This is a genomic window from Vibrio sp. OPT24, from assembly GCF_015163545.1.
Lineage (GTDB): Bacteria > Pseudomonadota > Gammaproteobacteria > Enterobacterales > Vibrionaceae > Vibrio > Vibrio cyclitrophicus.
In genome coordinates, this window is the sequence record NZ_JADDYI010000044.1 from 140967 (window position 1) to 158730 (window position 17764).

A 17764-nucleotide genomic window follows, 5' to 3' on the forward strand; every position below is an offset into this window, starting at 1 on the left:
GACGTGCTTTAAAAGGTGATTCAAAGGTATTCAAAGTCTTTGCAGACTTTTGCTATCGCTTTTTCGAATACAGACATCGCGACTTCTAGTTCGCTGCGGCTGATGATCAATGGTGGGCTCAATTGAATCACGTTACCTTGTGACACCTTGAAGCTCAGACCATCGTTTAGACATTGGTAAAGTACTGCTTCCGCTTCATCGAACGCTCGGGTTTTGGTGATATGATCTGTGACCAATTCCACCCCCCAGAGCAGGCCGATGCCGCGAACGTCACCAATGACTGGGTACTTCTCTTTCATTTGAAGCAGCTGTTCACGTACGAATTCGCTGTCCGCTTGTACTTTTTCAAGTAGGTTTTCTTGTTCAATTACTTCCATGGTTGCGAGTGCTGCCGCGCAGCCAATAGGGCTTTTCTCATGGGTGTAATGACCCAGTGAGACTTGCGCTGCCGTGTTGTATTTATCTTTGGTGACCATGGCTGCAATTGGAACCAAGCCGCCGCCAAAACCTTTACCGATACAAAGAATGTCAGGTTCGATATCAAAAGCTTGGTGTGTAAACCATTCGCCACTGCGACCCATGCCGTTTGGAATGTCGTCGATGATCAACATGACGTTATGCTTATCGCAGATCTCACGGATGCGCTTCCAGTAAGCTTTGCTTGGTACTTGAACATCGGTGTTACGCACTGCTTCGGCAATGAAGGCACCAATGCCACCTTCTTTTTCAATCACATACTCAAGGAAATCGGCGTAGTGCACATCACATGCGGTCTCGTTCGCATCGCCTGGGTTTTGCCCGCGAAGCGAAAAAGCACCACGATAAGAGACCGCTGGTGGGATACGTTCTACGCCAGCCATTAACGGGCCCATACCTTCACGAAAACAGGCTTCACCACCCACTGAAATTGCATCCAGTGACGCACCATGGAACGAGTCCCACAATGAAACGACTTTGAAGTTGTTGGTGACATGTCGAGCCAGTTTGAGTGCCATACCAATAACTGAAGTACCACCTGGAGCAAACAACACACGGTTCAATTCACCACCACAGATCTGCGTGAGTTTTTCAGCGCACTGAACGGCTGTTTCATTGGTGAAGCGACGCGGTGAAAACGGTAATGACGCCATTTGTTGAGTCACTTTATTAATGATGTGTGGGTGGCCGTAGCCCAATTGATGAACATTGTTACCGTGAAAGTCCATGTACTTCTTGCCAGTTGCATCTTGTATGTAGATGCCTTCTGCAGCTTCAAGTGTGTCTAGGCAAGGCGTTGACATCGCTTGATGAAGAAACACGTCAGAATCGCGCTTTAACATCGCTTGAGTCGCATCATCGTTTAGCGACTCATTCCACTTTTCACGCGCTGGCGTGGTGTTCACATCGCCTTCACTTCGAAAGTGTGTTGCCTTCAGAACAGGCTCTTGATTGGTCGTCGTCATTATTTGATGTCCCAGTAAATAGCGTTTTTCACTGCGCCAATGAGGGCTTCAATGTCTGACGGGTAAACTTCACCGATGTTACCGATGCGGAAGCAGTCTGCGTTTGAAACCTTGCCCGGATAAATCACAAAACCTTGTTCTTTCAAACGGTCATAGAATTCCTTGAATTGGTAATCGCTATGAGCTGGAGAGTAGAAAGAGGTGATGATTGGCGAATGAAGGTCATCATTTAGCAAAGGTTCAAAGCCAAGAGAACGCATGCCAGCAACCAATGTGGTTTGGTTGGTTTGGTAGCGATTGTGACGAGCTTCGATACCGCCTTCCTGTTCTAGTTCAAGCAGGGCTTGGTAGAAAGCACGTACCGTGTGAGTCGGAGAGGTGAAGCGCCATTTACCATGGTTGCTTTCCATGCAGTGCCATTGGTCAAACAAATCAAGGCTTAATGAGCGAGCTTGGCCTTTACACTTCTCCAGTTCTGACTGCTTGGCAATAACAAAGCCGAATCCAGGTACACCTTGAATACACTTGTTTGCTGAGCTGATCATGTAATCGATACCCAAGTCAGCAATATCCATAGGAATACCGCCAAAGCTCGACATCGCGTCAAGAATGACGGTTTTGTTGTGTTGTTTTGCCAATTTGGCAATCTCTTCAATTGGATTCAGCATGCCTGTGGTGGTCTCACAGTGCACAATCGCCACGTGAGTAATGTCTGAATCCATGGCCAATACCGTTTCCATTTTGTTCAAGTCAGGCTGTGATGTTTCACCTGGGGAAACGACATGGCATGGAATGTTTAAATATTCTGCGATTTGAGCAATACGAGCACCATACGCACCGTTATCAACAACTAGAAGTTTACCGCTGTTAGAGATAACACTACCAATCGTTGCTTCAACTGAAGCCGTGCCGCTACCTTGCATTAATACGCTTGTGTAGCCCGGTTGCTTGGTGGCTAAAGTCACTAGCTTGCTACGAATCACTTCAACAACGTCTTTGTTGTATTCATCATCCCAAGTACACCAATCTTTTAGCATCGCTTGGCGAACGGTTTCAGAAGTAGATAGAGGGCCCGGTGTCAGTAGTAAGTATTCGTTTCTCATGTTCAATTCTCGTGATTTTTATTTTGGACTATACCAATATTTAAAGCTACTTTAACAACCAATTTAAACGGTCGTAAATAGACAAAACATCATTTTCATAAAAGCTTCATATTCAAATGTGTCACTTGCCTTAAGAAATTTTTCGATCTTGAAACTGCCATTTCTTGTTCATTTAACCGTCACAAAAGTCGATTAGGTTAATACTCGTTATCTGGTACATACCAAGTTAAGTATGTGCTAACAACCTAAATGAATTTATGGATATAGGTGCCTTTTTTAAGGCCTCTAACTTCTAACCTTGGCATTGGGCCTGACTGGAGAAAATGATGAAAAACCGTTTTATGAAAGGATCACTTGCAGCATTAGTTACTCTATTAGCTGGTAATGCTTATGCAGCACAGGAAGTGACGGTTTACACCGCTTTTGAAACTGACATTTTAGCGAAGTACAAAAACGCATTTGAAAGTGAAAACCCAGACATCAACATCAAATGGGTGCGTGATTCTACCGGGATCATGACGGCGAAATTATTGGCTGAGAAAAACAACCCTCGTGCAGAAGTAGTATGGGGTCTTGCGGGTTCTTCTATGGCTTTGCTTAAAGAAGAGGGCATTCTCAAGCCTTACACACCTCAAGGTGTAGAAGCGTTGCGTGCAAACCTTAACGACCCACAATCGACTCAAGCTTGGTATGGTAATGATGCATTCTTCAATGCAGTTTGCTTTAACGAAATAGTTGCTAAGCAATTGAACCTACCGGCACCTAAGTCTTGGGATGACCTAACGAAACCTATCTACAAAGGCCACATTGCTATGCCAAATCCAGCCTCTTCTGGTACGGGTTACATGCAGGTTTCGGCTTGGCTACAAAACATGGGTGAAGACCAAGGTTGGAACTACATGCAGAAGCTAGATCAAAATATTGCTCACTACACGCACTCAGGTTCGAAGCCATGTGTTCAAGCGGGCATGGGTGAAGTGGCTATCGGTATTTCTATGGCGAGCCGTGGCGCTAAGCTGAAAACTCAAGGTGCGCCACTTTCTGTGATTACGCCTGAAGGTATCGGCTGGGAATCTGAAGCGGTAGGTCTTGTTAAGGCTTCTGATGCGGCGCAGCGCGTTGTTGATTGGTCTATCTCTAAAGCAGCGAATGAACTTTACATCGAAATGTACCCAGTTGTTGGTCACCAAGATGTGACAGCAACAATTGAAAACTTCCCTAACGTAGAAAAGAACATGGCAAAAATGGACTTTGCACGCATGGGCAGCGAGCGTGCAGACGTATTGAAAACATGGTCTGAGAAGTTTGACGCTAAATCAGAGCCTAAATCTTAATCTGATGACCTATTCAGTTAATTAACTATTGAGTTCATTAGAAGTTAGAAATCAGTAAAGGAAGGCTTCGGTCTTCCTTTTTTAGTTTTACGCCTTTAGATTTTAAGTAAGGTACAACAAATGACAAAGCACTACTCATATTGGTTCAAGCAAGCGTTGGAACAAGAGTTTGGCAATATTAACGCGGGGCTAGAATCCGCGAAGCCACTGAAAAAAGACGTCAACTGTGATATCGCTATTGTTGGCGGTGGCTATACGGGTTTATGGACGGCGATTTTAATCAAACAACAGCAACCCGAAAAGCATGTTGTGGTGATTGAAAAAGACCTATGTGGTAGCGGTGCTTCTGGAGCGAACGGCGGTTGCATGTTGACGTGGTCGACTAAGTATCCGACGCTGAAAAAGCTCTACGGAAAAGAACAAGCGAAATGGTTGGTTAAGGAATCGGAAAAGGTTATATACGAGATCGAAGCCTTCTGTAACGAACACAAGATTGACGCGCATCTATATCGCAGCGGAACTTACTACACGGCAACCAATGATGCGCAAAAAGGTGGAATGGAACCTGTCGTTAATGAGTTGATCAAGCAGGGTATCAATAGTTGGAAGAAGTGCGATAATTCTTTGGCTGATAAAGCGGGATCTGAACGCCACATTGAGGGTTATTACTCAGAAGCTGCAGGCAGTGTGCAACCCGCTTTATTGGCTCGAGGCTTACGCCGAGTGGCTATTGATCTAGGTGTCGAAATTCATGAAAACACAGAGATGACTTCGCTCGATTATGGCTCTCTGGCTCGGATCCAAACTAAGGGCGGATCTATCTTTGCCGATAAAGTTATTTTGGCGCTCAACGCGTGGATGCTCGATCATTTCAAAGAGTTCAAACGCAGTATTGTGGTTGTCTCGTCAGATATGGTTGTAACCAAGCCAATCCCGGAAAAACTCAAGCAGTTTGGCCCCGAAAAAGGAGCTGCAGTGGTGGATTCTCGAATCTTTGTTCATTACTACCGAGACACCCAAGATGGATGACTCATGTTGGGTAAAGGCGGCAATAAATTCTCATTTGCGAATAAAGTCGAAAGCATGTTCAACCAAACCACCAATTATCTGCCGATTCTCAATCAATCCTTCCAAAAATTGTTCCCTAAACTTGAGCAAAGTGAATTCGATTACAACTGGTCGGGTGGTTCAGATCGTTCCGTCACCGGATTGCCATTTTTCGGTAACCTAAAAGGCCAAAACAACATTTATTATGGGCTCGGTTACTCAGGTAATGGTGTTGCTCAAACTCGTATGGGAGGGAAAATTTTGTCTTCATTGGTGTTAGGAGATGATAACGAATGGACACGTAGTGGTTTAACTAGCGGTCCACGAGGCTACTTCCCTCCAGAGCCATTTCGTTGGGTTGGGGCTATGATGGTTAGAGATGCTGTTCGAAGAAAAGAGAACGTGGAAGATTCTGGTAACACGCCATTATGGCTAGATAAGCAATTGGCAAAGCTCGCGGGTGCGGCAGGTAAAGCCGACAAGGTTGAATCGTAAACTAATCTAGCGTTTACATTTAGGCTCTCAGTGATTTATGGGCAAGTCACTGAGGGCTTTTAACGTTGAACGAACTGTTAATTCTGAATAAATAGCAACCTTTAATGCTTATTATATCTGCAATATAACTGTCATTTAGCTACTATAAATTTGTCACTCAACTGCAATATTCTCAGTTTAAATTTGGTATATACCATATGGAGAGTGCTGTAGTATGAGCAACCAAACTTATTTGAATATTGAAAACGTTGTAAAGCAATTTGGCCAATTTACAGCGTTAAAAGACATTTCCTTATCAATAGATAAAGGCGAGTTCGTCTGCTTCCTTGGCCCATCTGGCTGTGGAAAAACCACCTTATTACGTGCGATTGCAGGTCTAGATTTACCGACCTCTGGTTCTATTGAGCAGAACGGTAATGATACGACCTTCTTGCCACCAGAAAAGCGCGACTTTGGTATCGTGTTTCAATCTTATGCTTTGTTTCCCAATCTCACAGTGGAAGAAAACATTGCGATTGGTCTGAAGAATCAAGGGATGTCGACCAAAGAAGCTCTGGAAACAGTAGAGTCTTGGTTAGAAACGATTGGTTTACCGACGTCTGGCCAAAAATATCCGAATCAACTGTCTGGTGGACAACAGCAGCGTGTTGCTCTGGCTCGCGCATTGGCGTTGTCTCCAGGTTTGTTATTACTTGATGAGCCGCTTTCTGCGTTGGATGCGAAGGTAAGAACACACCTGCGTGATGAGATCTGCCGACTGCAACGTAAGCTGGGTATCACCACTATTATGGTGACGCACGACCAAGATGAAGCCCTAACGATGGCCGACCGTATTGTCGTGATGAATCATGGCGTTATCGAGCAGGTCGGTGCTCCACAAGAGATCTACCAAAAACCTGTCAGTCGTTTTGTTGCTGAGTTTGTTGGCAGCATGAACTTCATTCAAGCTTCTGTTGCGGCTCAAGGCAAGATACGCATTGCAGAGTCAATGCTACCATTACCTCGCTTAGATAATCTCACGCCAAATCTAGGTGATGTTTTTGATATTGCCGTTCGTCCAGAGCAAATCCAATTTGTTGATCGTTTTAGTGAGTCATTACCCGTGAGAATCGTATCCAGCGAATTCTTAGGGGCGTTTTATCGTGTTGAGTGTCAATTGCAACATGACTCAACGGCGAAAGAGATCATCGTTGATGTATCAGTTAAAGAGTTTAATCGATTGAAACTGCGTCGCAGCGATATTCGTTACGTAGCGTTTGATGAAGAAGGCCTTAGAGCTTACCCATCTGAAAGCCTGCAAGTGATGAAAGACGAGGCGGCGTAACTATCATGGAATCGACTCAAATGATGCAATCTAAGCTGCTAATTCAACGACGAGTAACGCCTTTCCTTGCTCGGTTAAGTAAAGACAACGTAATCCTATTCGGGCTTCTAGCTTTTTTGTCTGTGGTCATGACGCTATTTATTCTGATGCCACTGTGGGCAATGTTGAAAAAGAGTGTTCAGAACGCAGACGGTGATTTTGTAGGATTACAAAATTTCGCAACGTATTTTGCTTCTCAAAGCCTTTGGCAATCTGTAGGGAACACTTTTACTTTGGGTCTGCTAGTAACGGTTGTTGTGGGTGTATTAGCGTTTGGTTATGCCTATGCATTGACTCGTTCATGTATGCCTTTTAAGGGGCTTTTTCAGGTGTTGGGATCAGCGCCGATTCTAGCTCCGTCGTTGCTTCCTGCGATCAGTTTGATCTTCTTATTTGGCAACCAAGGTATCGCTAAAGAAGTCTTAGGGGGGAACTCGGTGTACGGCTTGATTGGTATCTCGCTGGGCTTAATATTCTGGACGTTTCCACACGCCCTAATGATTTTAACTACTTCATTGAGAACCTCTGATGCTCGTCTGTATGAGGCGGCTCGAGCACTCAATACTTCATCATTAAAAACCTTTTTCATGGTGACGCTACCGGCGGCAAAGTATGGTTTGATCAGCACTCTGATTGTTGTATTTACGCTGGTGGTTTGTGACTTTGGTGTGCCAAAGGTGATTGGTGGCAGTTATAACGTTCTATCGACTGACATCTTTAAGCAGGTGGTTGGTCAACAGAACTTCTCTATGGGAGCGGTAACCAGTATCTTGCTGCTATTGCCTGCGTTGCTTGCGTTTTCCGTTGATCGCTGGGTTCAAAAGAAACAAAAGAGCTTGTTTGATACTCGTTCTGTTGCGTACCAACCTGAACCTAGCTCTCTACGTGATGGCTTATGTTTCCTCTATTGCACCATCATCTCTGCTGCCGTGGTTATCGTGTTGGGCATGGCGATATACGGATCTATGGTCACCTTCTGGCCTTGGAATAAAACGCTAACGCTAAATAATTATAACTTCGCAGAGATGAGTACTTATGGTTGGACGCCATTTTTCAATTCATTAACCCTCGGCGCTTGGACTGCTATTATCGGTACGGTTCTGATTTTCCTAGGGGCATACTGCATTGAGAAAGGCCGCGCATTCGGCCTTGTTCGTCAAGCAATGCAGATGCTCAGTGTGGTGCCGATGGCCGTTCCGGGTATGGTTCTGGGTTTGGGTTATATCTTCTACTTCAATGATTTGAGCAACCCACTCAACTTCTTGTATGGCACGATGGCGTTCTTGGTGATCAACACCGTGGTTCACTATTACACGGTGGGGCACATGACGGCATTAACCGCATTAAAACAGCTGCCTGAGGAGATTGAAGCAACCGCGGCCTCAGTTAACCTACCGCAATACAAGTTGTTCTTTAAGGTGACGGTGCCTGTTTGTCTGCCTGCGATTTTAGATATTGCGACATACCTGTTTATTAATGCACTTACCACAACATCTGCGGTAGTATTCTTGTATTCTACCGATACGATACCTGCGTCAGTTTCAGTTCTGAATATGGACGATGCGGGACAAACCGGTGCAGCAGCGGCTATGGCAGTCATGATCATGATATCGGCAGCGAGTGCGAAGTTGATTCATATGCTAATCAACAAGTTATTCGAGAAGCGCACCCAAGCTTGGCGTAAACGCTAGCAAACCATTTTATATTGCAGTTGGCCAAGGAGTGGCTGACGACAAGAACAAGAATAAAAGGAAATGAAGTGCAGTACGTAAAAATCAAAGATGTCATCGTAGAGCAGATAGAGTCGGGGATGTTAACGCCGCGACAGAAACTGCCTGCTGAGCGTAAACTGGCTGAATCGTTCGATACCACACGTGTTACGTTACGTGAAGCGCTGTCTTCACTTGAAGCTGAGGGGCGTATTTATCGAGAAGACCGCCGTGGTTGGTTTATATCGCCAGCTCCACTGCGTTACGACCCAACACAAACACTGAACTTCACTAATATGGCTTTGTCGCAGAATCGTAAGCCGAAAACAGAATTAGTGGCAGCGAAAGGCATGTTAGCAACCAAGGAAGCAACTAGGCTTCTTGAGCTGCAACCTTTTTCGGATGTTTATCGAGTAGACAGAGTTCGTTATCTTGAAGACAGGCCCGTTGTGTATGTGACCAACTACATTCGACCAGAGTTGTTCCCTAACTTGCTGGATTATGACTTGTCTAAATCGTTGACTGACATCTACCGTGAGCACTTTGGTGTGGTATATCAGAAGATCCGTTACCGAGTGAGCACAACGTCTTTGCTTGGCGAAACCGCGCAAGCTCTGCGTGCGACTTCTGGGTCTCCAGCGATGGTGGTTGAGCGTGTTAACTACAACCAAGACGGTGATTTGATTGACTGCGATATTGAATATTGGCGTCATGACGCGATCAGCATTGAGTCGATAGCACAGCTAGAGCGCTAGTTTATACGTTAGAATGCTGGCATATCTGCAATTATGCACGATCGCCTAATTGAAACGATCAAAGGTCTCTTACTCGGAGGCCTTTTTTATCATCCGTTGTCAGCCGTTGCGCTTATTCATCAATAATTTAGGAATGAAATGGAATTCTCTGCCATTGTCATCGTGATCATTTCGGCTTTGCTTCATGCGGGTTGGAACGTTCTAGGTAAATCTAATCAAGGATCGGGTTCGTCATTCTTCTTAGCCTCTGGCTTTGCCGCCGCAGCGATATTGACGCCATATTTGATTTGGTATGTTCACAGTGTAGGGCTATCAAATATCTCACTTCCATTCTGGCAACTGGTTTTCTTGAGTGGGATCTGTCAAATCATCTATTTGATTGGGTTAGGCGCGGCCTATAAACAGGCTGATATCGGTGTGATTTACCCAATGGCACGAGCACTGCCTGTGTTGATGGTAGGTTTAGGCACGGTGTTGATCGGCTATGAATTGTCGGCGAATCAATGGATTGGGTTCACTTTAATAACCTTAGGCTGCTTGTTTGTACCACTTAAGCAGTTTTCAGATCTTAGGTTAAAAGCGTATCTCAACCTCGGCGTGTTGTGGGCGTTAATTGCCGCTATTGGTACCACGGGCTATTCCATCATTGATAAAGAGGCGCTTCTATTATTAGAGCCTCTAAGCACACCCACCGTTACTAACAAACACACTGCGATTTTCTACCTAGGCATTCAGTTTTGGGCGATTGTGATTCCGCTGAGTGTTTGGTTATTCGTAACCAACCAAAGAATCGAGTTTACTAATGCTTGGATACTGCGAAAGAAAGCCACAGTGGCCGGCATCATGATGGCTTCGACTTATGGTTTGGTGTTGTTTGCGATGACCATGACTGAGAACGTCAGCTTGGTTGTGGCACTTAGGCAAGTAAGCATCATCTTCGGCGTAGTGATGGGGATCTACTTTTTAAAGGAAAAGTGGCACGTTACACGCGGTGTAGGCGTCGTTTTTATCATTGCAGGTTTAGTTATCTCACTGACTTAAAAAGAAATTAAATCCTACCTCCAACCTATAATGTGACTTTTCAGTCGCATTTTTCTTATTGATAGCAAACGTTTTACTAATGTTAAAGATGTGATCCTTCTCATAGACAAGGCTGTAAAGTTACCGGTAACATCCACCTCAACGTTACCGGTAACATATAATTACAAACCGGACTCTGTGAAACTCATAAGGATACCCAAATGAAAGCTCTGACTAAAACGCTGATTGCTGCCTCCCTCACTGGTCTATTTGCTACTTCAGCAATGGCTGCAGACTTTAAACTTAAAATTCAATCTTCAGATCCTTCTGGTGACTTGAACTTCAAAGTTCAGCAGAAGTGGGCTGAGCGCGTAGAGACGATGTCTAACGGACGTATTGATATCGATCTTCTGCCTGTAGGCGCTGTGGTTAAGCACACAGAAACGCTAGGCGCGATCAAAATGGGCATCCTAGATGGTCACATCACAGCAACAGGTTACTTCTCTGGTAAAGATCCAGCATTCGGCCTAATTGGTAACATGGTTGGTGCATGGTCGGACACAACGCAACTGCTTCAGTACATGAACTACGGCGGCGGTAACGAGCTAATGACTGAACTGTACAAGCCTTACGGGGTTCAGTTCGTCGGAGCATCTACAACGGGTGTTGAGTCTTTCATCTCCAAAAAACCAATTGATGGTGTCGCGGATCTTAAAGGTCTTAAATTACGTGCACCTGAAGGCCTAGTACAACAAGTGTTTGCAGCCGCGGGTGCGACTCCAGTAAACCTGCCGGGTTCTGAAGTATTTACTGGCCTGAGCAAAGGAGTAATTGATGCCGCGGACTACACGGTATTCTCTACCAACCAAAAAGCGGGTATGAACGACATTGCAACACACCCAGTTCAACCGGGCTTTCACTCACTGCCGCTTATCGATATCTCTGTTTCTCAGAAGAAATGGGACAAGATGCCTGCTGACCTACAAACGATTCTGCAAACATCCGTTCGTGACTTCTCTTACGACATGACAACTCAGCTGAAAATGGCTGACCAAGCTGCGCTGAAAGAAGCTCAAGCGAACCCAGAAATCACTATCCACGACTGGTCTCAAGAAGAGCGTAAAAAGTTCCGTGAAATCGCAAAAGGCCAATGGAAAGTATTTGCAGAGCGTTCTGACAACGCACAAAAAGTTTACACTTCAGTAACTACGTTCCTAGAAGAAAACGGCTTGCTGTAATTTAAACTTAGCTTATTGAAGGGGGAGGGCGTTGCTCTCCCGTTATTTCCCAGGAAATTTGCCCCATGACAGACAAAACTCCCCATTCCCCAGCTGAAAACGACGAGCAACCAAGAAATGCGCTCGATCGTTTTGTTATAAAGTTCAGTAATCTCGTGAGCTGGTTTTTTATCTTTACTGTATTGATTTCATTTTATGAAGTTGTGATGCGTTACGCATTCGATGCCCCGACCACATGGGTACATGAAACAGCTTCTTTCATCGGTGGTTCTTTATTCATTATTGGTGGTATCTACGCGTTTGCTGCGAATAAACACGTGCGTGTGGTTCTTATCTACGATTCAGTGTCTAACCAAGCACGTAAATATCTTAATCTTGTTCACCACATTGTTGGTTTGGCCTTTGCAGGCATGCTCGCTTACGCCGCTTACTTCACTGCGGAAGAAGCGTGGTTTGCACCTTGGGGTGAATTCCGTCTTGAGACATCTGGTTCAGTGTTAAACGCGCCTTATCCTGCATTGTTGAAAGGCCTGATCTTTGTCGTTTTGTGTGTTCTTGTTGTCCAGTTTGTATTGCACCTAATCCAAGAGTTGATGGGTCTAAGGAAGAATGACGATGTTTGATTTATCTTCTATTGGTATCGCATGGGGCAGTTTGCTCATGTTGGTTATGATGATTGGCTTGCTACTGACTGGTATGCAGCTGGCCTTCGTAACAGGCTTTGTCGCGATTTTCTTCACTCTATGTTGGTTCGGTCCTGATGCTTTACCTTTGATTGCGAGCCGTACCTACAGCTTTGCTTCTGGTTATGTTTTCCTCGCGGTTCCAATGTTCGTATTGATGGCCGCTTTGTTAGACCGCTCGGGCATCGCACGAGATCTGTTTGATGCAATGAAATCTGTCGGTCGTAAAGTTCGTGGTGGTGTGGCAGTACAAACCTTATTAGTCGCGGTTCTATTGGCTTCGATGTCGGGCGTTATAGGTGGTGAAACGGTACTACTGGGTATTCTCGCACTGCCACAAATGCTTCGTTTAGGTTACGACCGTAAGCTTGCTATCGGTACAACCTGTGCGGGTGGCGCACTTGGAACTATGCTTCCGCCAAGTATCGTATTGATCATCTACGGTATGACAGCCAGCGTATCGATTGGCGACCTGTTTAAAGCGTCTTTCTTACCAGCGTTTATCCTTGCGGGCTGTTACATCGGTTATGTATTGATTCGCTGTAAGCTGAATCCTTCTCTTGCGCCAATTCCAAGCGATGATGAGACAGAAGAAGACATCGCCAATCAGCCAAGCTACTTCAAAGCTCTGTTCTTCCCACTGCTTTCTGTCGCAACGGTTTTGGGCAGTATCTACACAGGCATCGCTTCAGTAACAGAAGCGTCTGCATTGGGTGTAGTCGGCATCATGATCAGTGCGCTGATCCGTGGTGAACTGAACTTCAGTATGTTGAAAGAGAGTGCCATCGCAACTATGCGTACCTGCGGCATGATTATGTGGATTGGTATCGGTGCAAGTGCATTGGTTGGTATCTACAACCTGATGGGTGGTATTGATTTTGTTGAAGAAACCATCCTTGCACTCAGTGGCGGCAACGCGACAGTAACATTGCTAATCATGATGGCTATCTTGCTGGTACTAGGTATGTTCCTTGACTGGGTAGGTGTGGCACTACTGACTATGCCAATCTTCGTTCCAATAATCACTGGCCTTGGTTTTGACCCAGTATGGTTCGGCGTTGTGTTCTGTCTAAACATGCAGGTGTCGTTCTTGTCACCGCCGTTTGGTCCTGCGGCATTCTACTTGAAATCAGTAGCACCAAAAGACATCAGCTTAGGTGAGATTTTCTCTTCACTACTGCCGTTCATTGCACTTCAAGTATTGGTTCTGGCACTGGTTATTATCTTCCCTCAGCTCGCGCTTTGGTGGCAATAACAGCGAAGGTTCCTGAGCGAGTTTAATGTTCAGGAACCTATCAACGGCAACACAAGTTTAACTATTAGATTCGATTGTCAGCCCCTGTTTTGGTTGGGGCCTAGGGAAGGCTTGCCTTATGAAAAGCAAAAAAATACTCGTGATGGGCGTATCTGGATGCGGAAAGAGCCTGATTGGTAGCCGTATCGCAGAAGCATTAACGCTTCAGTTTTTTGATGGGGATGACTTCCATCCCCAAAGCAATGTAGAAAAGATGCGTCAAGGTATTCCACTGACAGACGAAGATCGTCAAGGATGGCTAGAAACACTGAATAAGCAATATATCGAACAACCGAGTGCTGTGATTGCATGCTCTGCACTGAAACCTCAATACCGCGAAATTCTGCGAGAGAACAATGAAGATTTAGTGATTGTGTATCTTCAAGGCAGTTTCGATACGATTTGGAATCGCCATAAAGCTCGTGAAAACCATTACTTTAATGGTCAAGAAATGTTGAAAAGCCAATTCGCAACCTTGGTTGAACCTGAACTAGATGAAGCGTTATTTGTCGATATATCGCAAGATGTTGAGCAAGTCGTAGAAAGTGCACTCAAACAAATTAAGCAGATAGGCTAAACCATGACTCAGATAAAAAATGACATCGCGATGATTGGTTTAGGAGTGATGGGCAAAAGCCTTGCGCTCAACCTATTGGATAACGGCTTTAATGTTGCGGGCTTCGATCTAAACATCGACAACATTGATCGCGCTTGTGTGGAAGCTAAGCAACTCAATGAGACGTTTGAAGGTAAAGGGCGGTTCACAAAAGGCACTAGCCTTGAACATGTGCTGCAGGGCTTAGCAAAACCGCGTGTTATTGCGTTGTCGGTTCCTGCTGGAAACCCTGTCGATATCGTCTTGAATAGCTTGCTTGATGCTGGCCTAGAAAATGACGACATTGTTATCGATACGGGTAACAGCCTTTGGACAGATACCGAAGCACGCGAAGTGAACTACAAAGGCAAGCTTCGTTTCTTTAGCACCGCCGTTTCTGGTGGTGAAGAAGGCGCTCGTGTTGGCCCTGCGCTAATGGCGAGTGGCGACCAATCGGCTTGGCAATATGTGAAACCGATGTGGGAAGCGATTGCTGCAAAAGTGGATGCTAATGGGCTACCGGTTGCTCAGTTTAAAGCGGGTGAAGCGTGCGCGGCGTATGTTGGTCCTTCTGGCACTGGGCACTATGTAAAAATGGTACACAACGGTATTGAATATGCCGATATGCAGCTTATTTGCGAAGTGTACCAGTTCATGCGTGGTGTGCTTGATATGCCAGCTCAAGAGATTGGACAAGTCTTTGAGCAATGGAACAACGGTGTGCTGAACAGCTATCTGATGGAGATTAGTGCCGACATCCTTCAACAAGAAGATGTTGTAACGGGTAAGCCATTTGTTGATGTTGTGCTTGATAAAGCGGGACAGAAAGGCACGGGATTGTGGACAGCAGTTAACAGCCTTCAAGAAGGGTGTCCGACTCCAACGATTGCACAGGCGGTTTATGCGCGTGCAATGAGCGGTCAAAAGTCGCAACGAGTGCAGGGAAGCAAACTCTTGAAAGGTAATATTGCGGATGCGAGTCAGTTGGATAAAACAGAGGTTGTCTCTGAACTTCATGATGCTTTGTATTGCGCCAAACTGTCTGTTTATGCGCAAGGTTTTGATTTACTGAAAACAGCGTCAGACAAAGAGGGATGGAATCTCGATTTCACTCAAATTGCTAAGATTTGGCGAGCGGGTTGTATTATTCGTGCCGCTTTCCTGCAAAGCATCACATCGGCTTACCAACAAAATGCTGAGCTAGCGAATCTATTGTTTGATGAGGCTTTCATCAAACAAGTGGAAGAGCGCGAGCTTGCTTGGCGCATCGCGGTAGCGAACTCAGCTCTGTACGGTGTGCCGATGCCGGGGATCTGCTCTGCTCTGAGTTACTTCGATTCATTACGTTGTGAGGTGTTGCCTGCAAATCTTTTGCAAGCGCAACGTGACTATTTTGGCTCTCATACTTATTCGCGAGTCGATAGAGATGAAGCTGAAAAATTCCATGTCACTTGGAGTCAGTCTCCAAGAACTGAAGTCAAAGTGAACGTTTAAACAATCAATAACGCCCTCAACAAGAGGGCGTTTGTAATTATGAGGCTGTATCAATATTTTACTAAATTAGGCTTCAAATTCCACGTCAGTCGGATACACTGTTACCAGTAACATAACTCAAAAATAATAATTACTAATTATGTCGAATAAGAAAAAACGTCCTACATTACAAGATGTTGCCAACCTCGTTGGTGTCACTAAAATGACCGTCAGTCGCTGCCTGCGAGACTCTTCTCAAGTATCAGAAGCGCTGCGAGATAAGATCAGCTATGCAGTAGACGAGCTAGGTTATATCCCTAATCGTGCGCCAGATATTCTCTCCAACGCTAAAAGCAATGCGATTGGTGTGCTAGTTCCCTCGTTAACCAACCAAGTTTTTGCTGAGGTTATTCGTGGTATTGAGCAAGTTACCGCACCTGCAGGCTACCAAACCATGATTGCTCACTATGGCTATAGCGCTGAACTCGAAGAGCAGAGCATTGCTTCACTGCTTTCTTACAACGTTGATGCGATTATCCTTTCAGAAAACGTGCACACCGATAGAGCGCGTAAAATGCTGCAGACTGTTTCTATCCCTGTGATTGAAATTATGGATTCAGTGTCGCCAAGAATTGAACAAGCGGTTGGCTTTGATAACTTCGAAGCGGCTAGAGCGATGACCAAAACCATGCTCGAACGAGGGCGTACCAATATAGCTTATTTGGCTGCTCGAATGGATGAACGTACTCGATTGAAAATGGCAGGCTATGAGCATGCGATGCAAGAAGCCGATAAAACGCCAGTAACGCTGCAAACGGAAGACGCGTCCTCGTTTACTTTAGGCGCAAAGCTGATTGGTGAACTATTAGAAAAGCACCCAGAAGTGAATGGTATCTTTTGTACTAACGATGATTTAGCGATTGGCGCCTTTTACGAATGTGTACGTCGTGGTATTCAAGTACCTGATCAGATGGCGATTGCAGGTTTCCACGGACATGACATTACGGTGGCGATGACGCCTCGTTTAGCGACTGTCGTAACACCTAGGGAGCAGATTGGTAAAGTCGCTGCAGAGCAAGTAGTAGCGCGTCTACAAGGTAATAAAGAATGGATAGCGAAGTTGGACCTCGGTTATGAGATTGAAGTGGGGGAGAGTATTTAATTTTACACTTCGGCTTTGATCTTCATCTTCATCGGATTCAAACTAAAACGCCCTTAACGATATGAATTTCCTAAGGGCGTTTTCTATTTATCTAGCAAAAAGTGTATGTAGTAACAGGCTCAACCCGCTAAAGATTGAGCATCTTGTTGCTTCAATACTTTGTGACCATCTTCAGTGACGCCACGTTTCCAGTAACTGCTGATGTAGATGTTTTCTTTCGCGACTTCTTTTTCGTTGCGGAAGTACTGCCTTAGCTCGCGCATGCTTTCAAATTCACACGCTGTCCATACTGAAACCTGACCATCTAACCATTCTGTGTTACGCACGGTTTGTGAAAGTGACTCTGAGGTTTCATCTTCAATCAACCAGGTTACATTGATGCCTCGAGGGGTTTCAAGTACTTGCTTATCTGCTGCAGAATTGATTTGAATGACAGCGTGACCAGTTGCTGTTTCCGGAAGCGTTTTTACTTTTGCAGAGAGCGCAGGTAGCGACGTCATATCTGCTACCAAGAAGAACCAATCCGATTCTAGATTCAGCCCTTGAATTAATCCAGGGCCTGCCACTGAAACCGTGTCACCTACTTCTGCGTTCATTGCCCATCTTGCGGCAAAGCCACATTGCAGATCTGTGGTGATGTGGCGTACGAAATCAACCTCAATAAACTTCTCTGTAGGGTTGTATTGACGAATGGTGTAAGTGCGCATGGTTGGGCGCTCACCGTCATTCAGTTGGCTTAAGTCAGTCGTGCCTAGTGGCGAGAACAAAAGCTTGATGTAGCCACCGGCACACTCTGTTGGGTACTTACTTAATCCCTCACCACTAAGCGTTATACGCTGCATATTCGGTGTAATTGTTGAGGTTTGAGTAACGGTTAATGTGATGGGGCTAGGCTTGCTCATATAAGGCTCTCTTAGATTTTGATTTCTACATCATAATCCTGATTCAGAGTATACTCAATACTAATGGTTATCATTTACCTTTATTTACACAGATGTCACATGACTTGAATGCTCTCGTTTATATTAGTAACAATCTCAACAAAAAAGCC

General features: G+C 45.1%; 14 protein-coding genes and 1 pseudogene. 12 read left to right on the forward strand and 3 right to left on the reverse strand.

The features are described from left to right. Positions 1 to 20: 20 nt before the first annotated feature. A complete protein-coding gene (locus IQO02_RS09205; protein ID WP_016788897.1) occupies positions 21 to 1442 on the reverse strand; it encodes an aspartate aminotransferase family protein in 1422 nt (473 codons plus the stop codon). Beyond that, on the reverse strand, positions 1442 to 2545 hold the full coding sequence (phnW, locus tag IQO02_RS09210) for a 2-aminoethylphosphonate--pyruvate transaminase (protein WP_016796948.1): 1104 nt from the start codon (positions 2543 to 2545) through the stop codon (positions 1442 to 1444). The genes IQO02_RS09205 and phnW overlap by 1 nt, the downstream gene beginning before the upstream one ends. Positions 2546 to 2868: 323 nt before the next feature. Between phnW and IQO02_RS09215 the strand changes: the two genes are divergently transcribed. The 12 genes and pseudogenes from IQO02_RS09215 to gntR all read left to right on the forward strand — a co-directional run bounded on the left by IQO02_RS09215 (position 2869) and on the right by gntR (position 16713). Next, positions 2869 to 3879 carry a putative 2-aminoethylphosphonate ABC transporter substrate-binding protein gene (locus IQO02_RS09215; protein WP_032545450.1) on the forward strand — a complete coding sequence of 337 codons (1011 nt, stop codon included), beginning with the start codon at positions 2869 to 2871 and terminating at the stop codon, positions 3877 to 3879. A gap of 120 nt (positions 3880 to 3999) precedes the next feature. Then, positions 4000 to 5421, forward strand: a pseudogene (locus IQO02_RS09220) (FAD-dependent oxidoreductase). A 214-nt stretch (positions 5422 to 5635) separates the two neighbouring features. After that, positions 5636 to 6745 carry a putative 2-aminoethylphosphonate ABC transporter ATP-binding protein gene (locus IQO02_RS09225; RefSeq protein ID WP_016792330.1) on the forward strand — a complete coding sequence of 370 codons (1110 nt, stop codon included), beginning with the start codon at positions 5636 to 5638 and terminating at the stop codon, positions 6743 to 6745. Between the two features lie 20 nt (positions 6746 to 6765). Next, positions 6766 to 8475, forward strand: a complete 1710-nt coding sequence (locus IQO02_RS09230) for a putative 2-aminoethylphosphonate ABC transporter permease subunit (RefSeq protein ID WP_016792331.1) — start codon at positions 6766 to 6768, stop codon at positions 8473 to 8475. 68 nt (positions 8476 to 8543) lie between these two features. Then, positions 8544 to 9248: a phosphonate utilization transcriptional regulator PhnR gene (phnR, locus tag IQO02_RS09235; RefSeq protein ID WP_010428770.1), complete on the forward strand. Its 705-nt coding sequence runs from the start codon at positions 8544 to 8546 to the stop codon at positions 9246 to 9248. A 138-nt stretch (positions 9249 to 9386) separates the two neighbouring features. Then, positions 9387 to 10289 carry a multidrug transporter gene (locus IQO02_RS09240; RefSeq protein WP_010428773.1) on the forward strand — a complete coding sequence of 301 codons (903 nt, stop codon included), beginning with the start codon at positions 9387 to 9389 and terminating at the stop codon, positions 10287 to 10289. Positions 10290 to 10489: 200 nt separating this feature from the next. Continuing rightward, complete coding sequence (locus IQO02_RS09245; RefSeq protein ID WP_016792332.1) at positions 10490 to 11506, forward strand: TRAP transporter substrate-binding protein; 1017 nt, start codon at positions 10490 to 10492, stop codon at positions 11504 to 11506. Between the two features lie 65 nt (positions 11507 to 11571). Next, positions 11572 to 12129 (forward strand): TRAP transporter small permease subunit, encoded by a 558-nt coding sequence (locus IQO02_RS09250; protein ID WP_016792333.1) that lies wholly within the window; start codon positions 11572 to 11574, stop codon positions 12127 to 12129. Further along, the gene (locus IQO02_RS09255) at positions 12122 to 13444 is read left to right on the forward strand and encodes a TRAP transporter large permease (RefSeq protein WP_010428786.1); all 1323 of its coding nucleotides are present in this window, start codon (positions 12122 to 12124) and stop codon (positions 13442 to 13444) included. Before IQO02_RS09250 ends, IQO02_RS09255 begins: the two co-directional genes overlap by 8 nt. A 118-nt stretch (positions 13445 to 13562) precedes the next feature. Next, positions 13563 to 14060, forward strand: a complete 498-nt coding sequence (locus tag IQO02_RS09260) for a gluconokinase (protein ID WP_010428789.1) — start codon at positions 13563 to 13565, stop codon at positions 14058 to 14060. A gap of 3 nt (positions 14061 to 14063) precedes the next feature. After that, positions 14064 to 15572 (forward strand): NADP-dependent phosphogluconate dehydrogenase, encoded by a 1509-nt coding sequence (gndA, locus tag IQO02_RS09265; RefSeq protein WP_010428792.1) that lies wholly within the window; start codon positions 14064 to 14066, stop codon positions 15570 to 15572. Positions 15573 to 15711: 139 nt separating this feature from the next. Continuing rightward, positions 15712 to 16713 carry a gluconate operon transcriptional repressor GntR gene (gene gntR, locus IQO02_RS09270; RefSeq protein WP_080572703.1) on the forward strand — a complete coding sequence of 334 codons (1002 nt, stop codon included), beginning with the start codon at positions 15712 to 15714 and terminating at the stop codon, positions 16711 to 16713. A gap of 119 nt (positions 16714 to 16832) precedes the next feature. Here gntR and IQO02_RS09275 read toward each other — a convergent pair whose 3' ends face one another. After that, positions 16833 to 17615: a siderophore-interacting protein gene (locus IQO02_RS09275; protein WP_010428798.1), complete on the reverse strand. Its 783-nt coding sequence runs from the start codon at positions 17613 to 17615 to the stop codon at positions 16833 to 16835. Between the last annotated feature and the right edge of the window lie 149 nt (positions 17616 to 17764).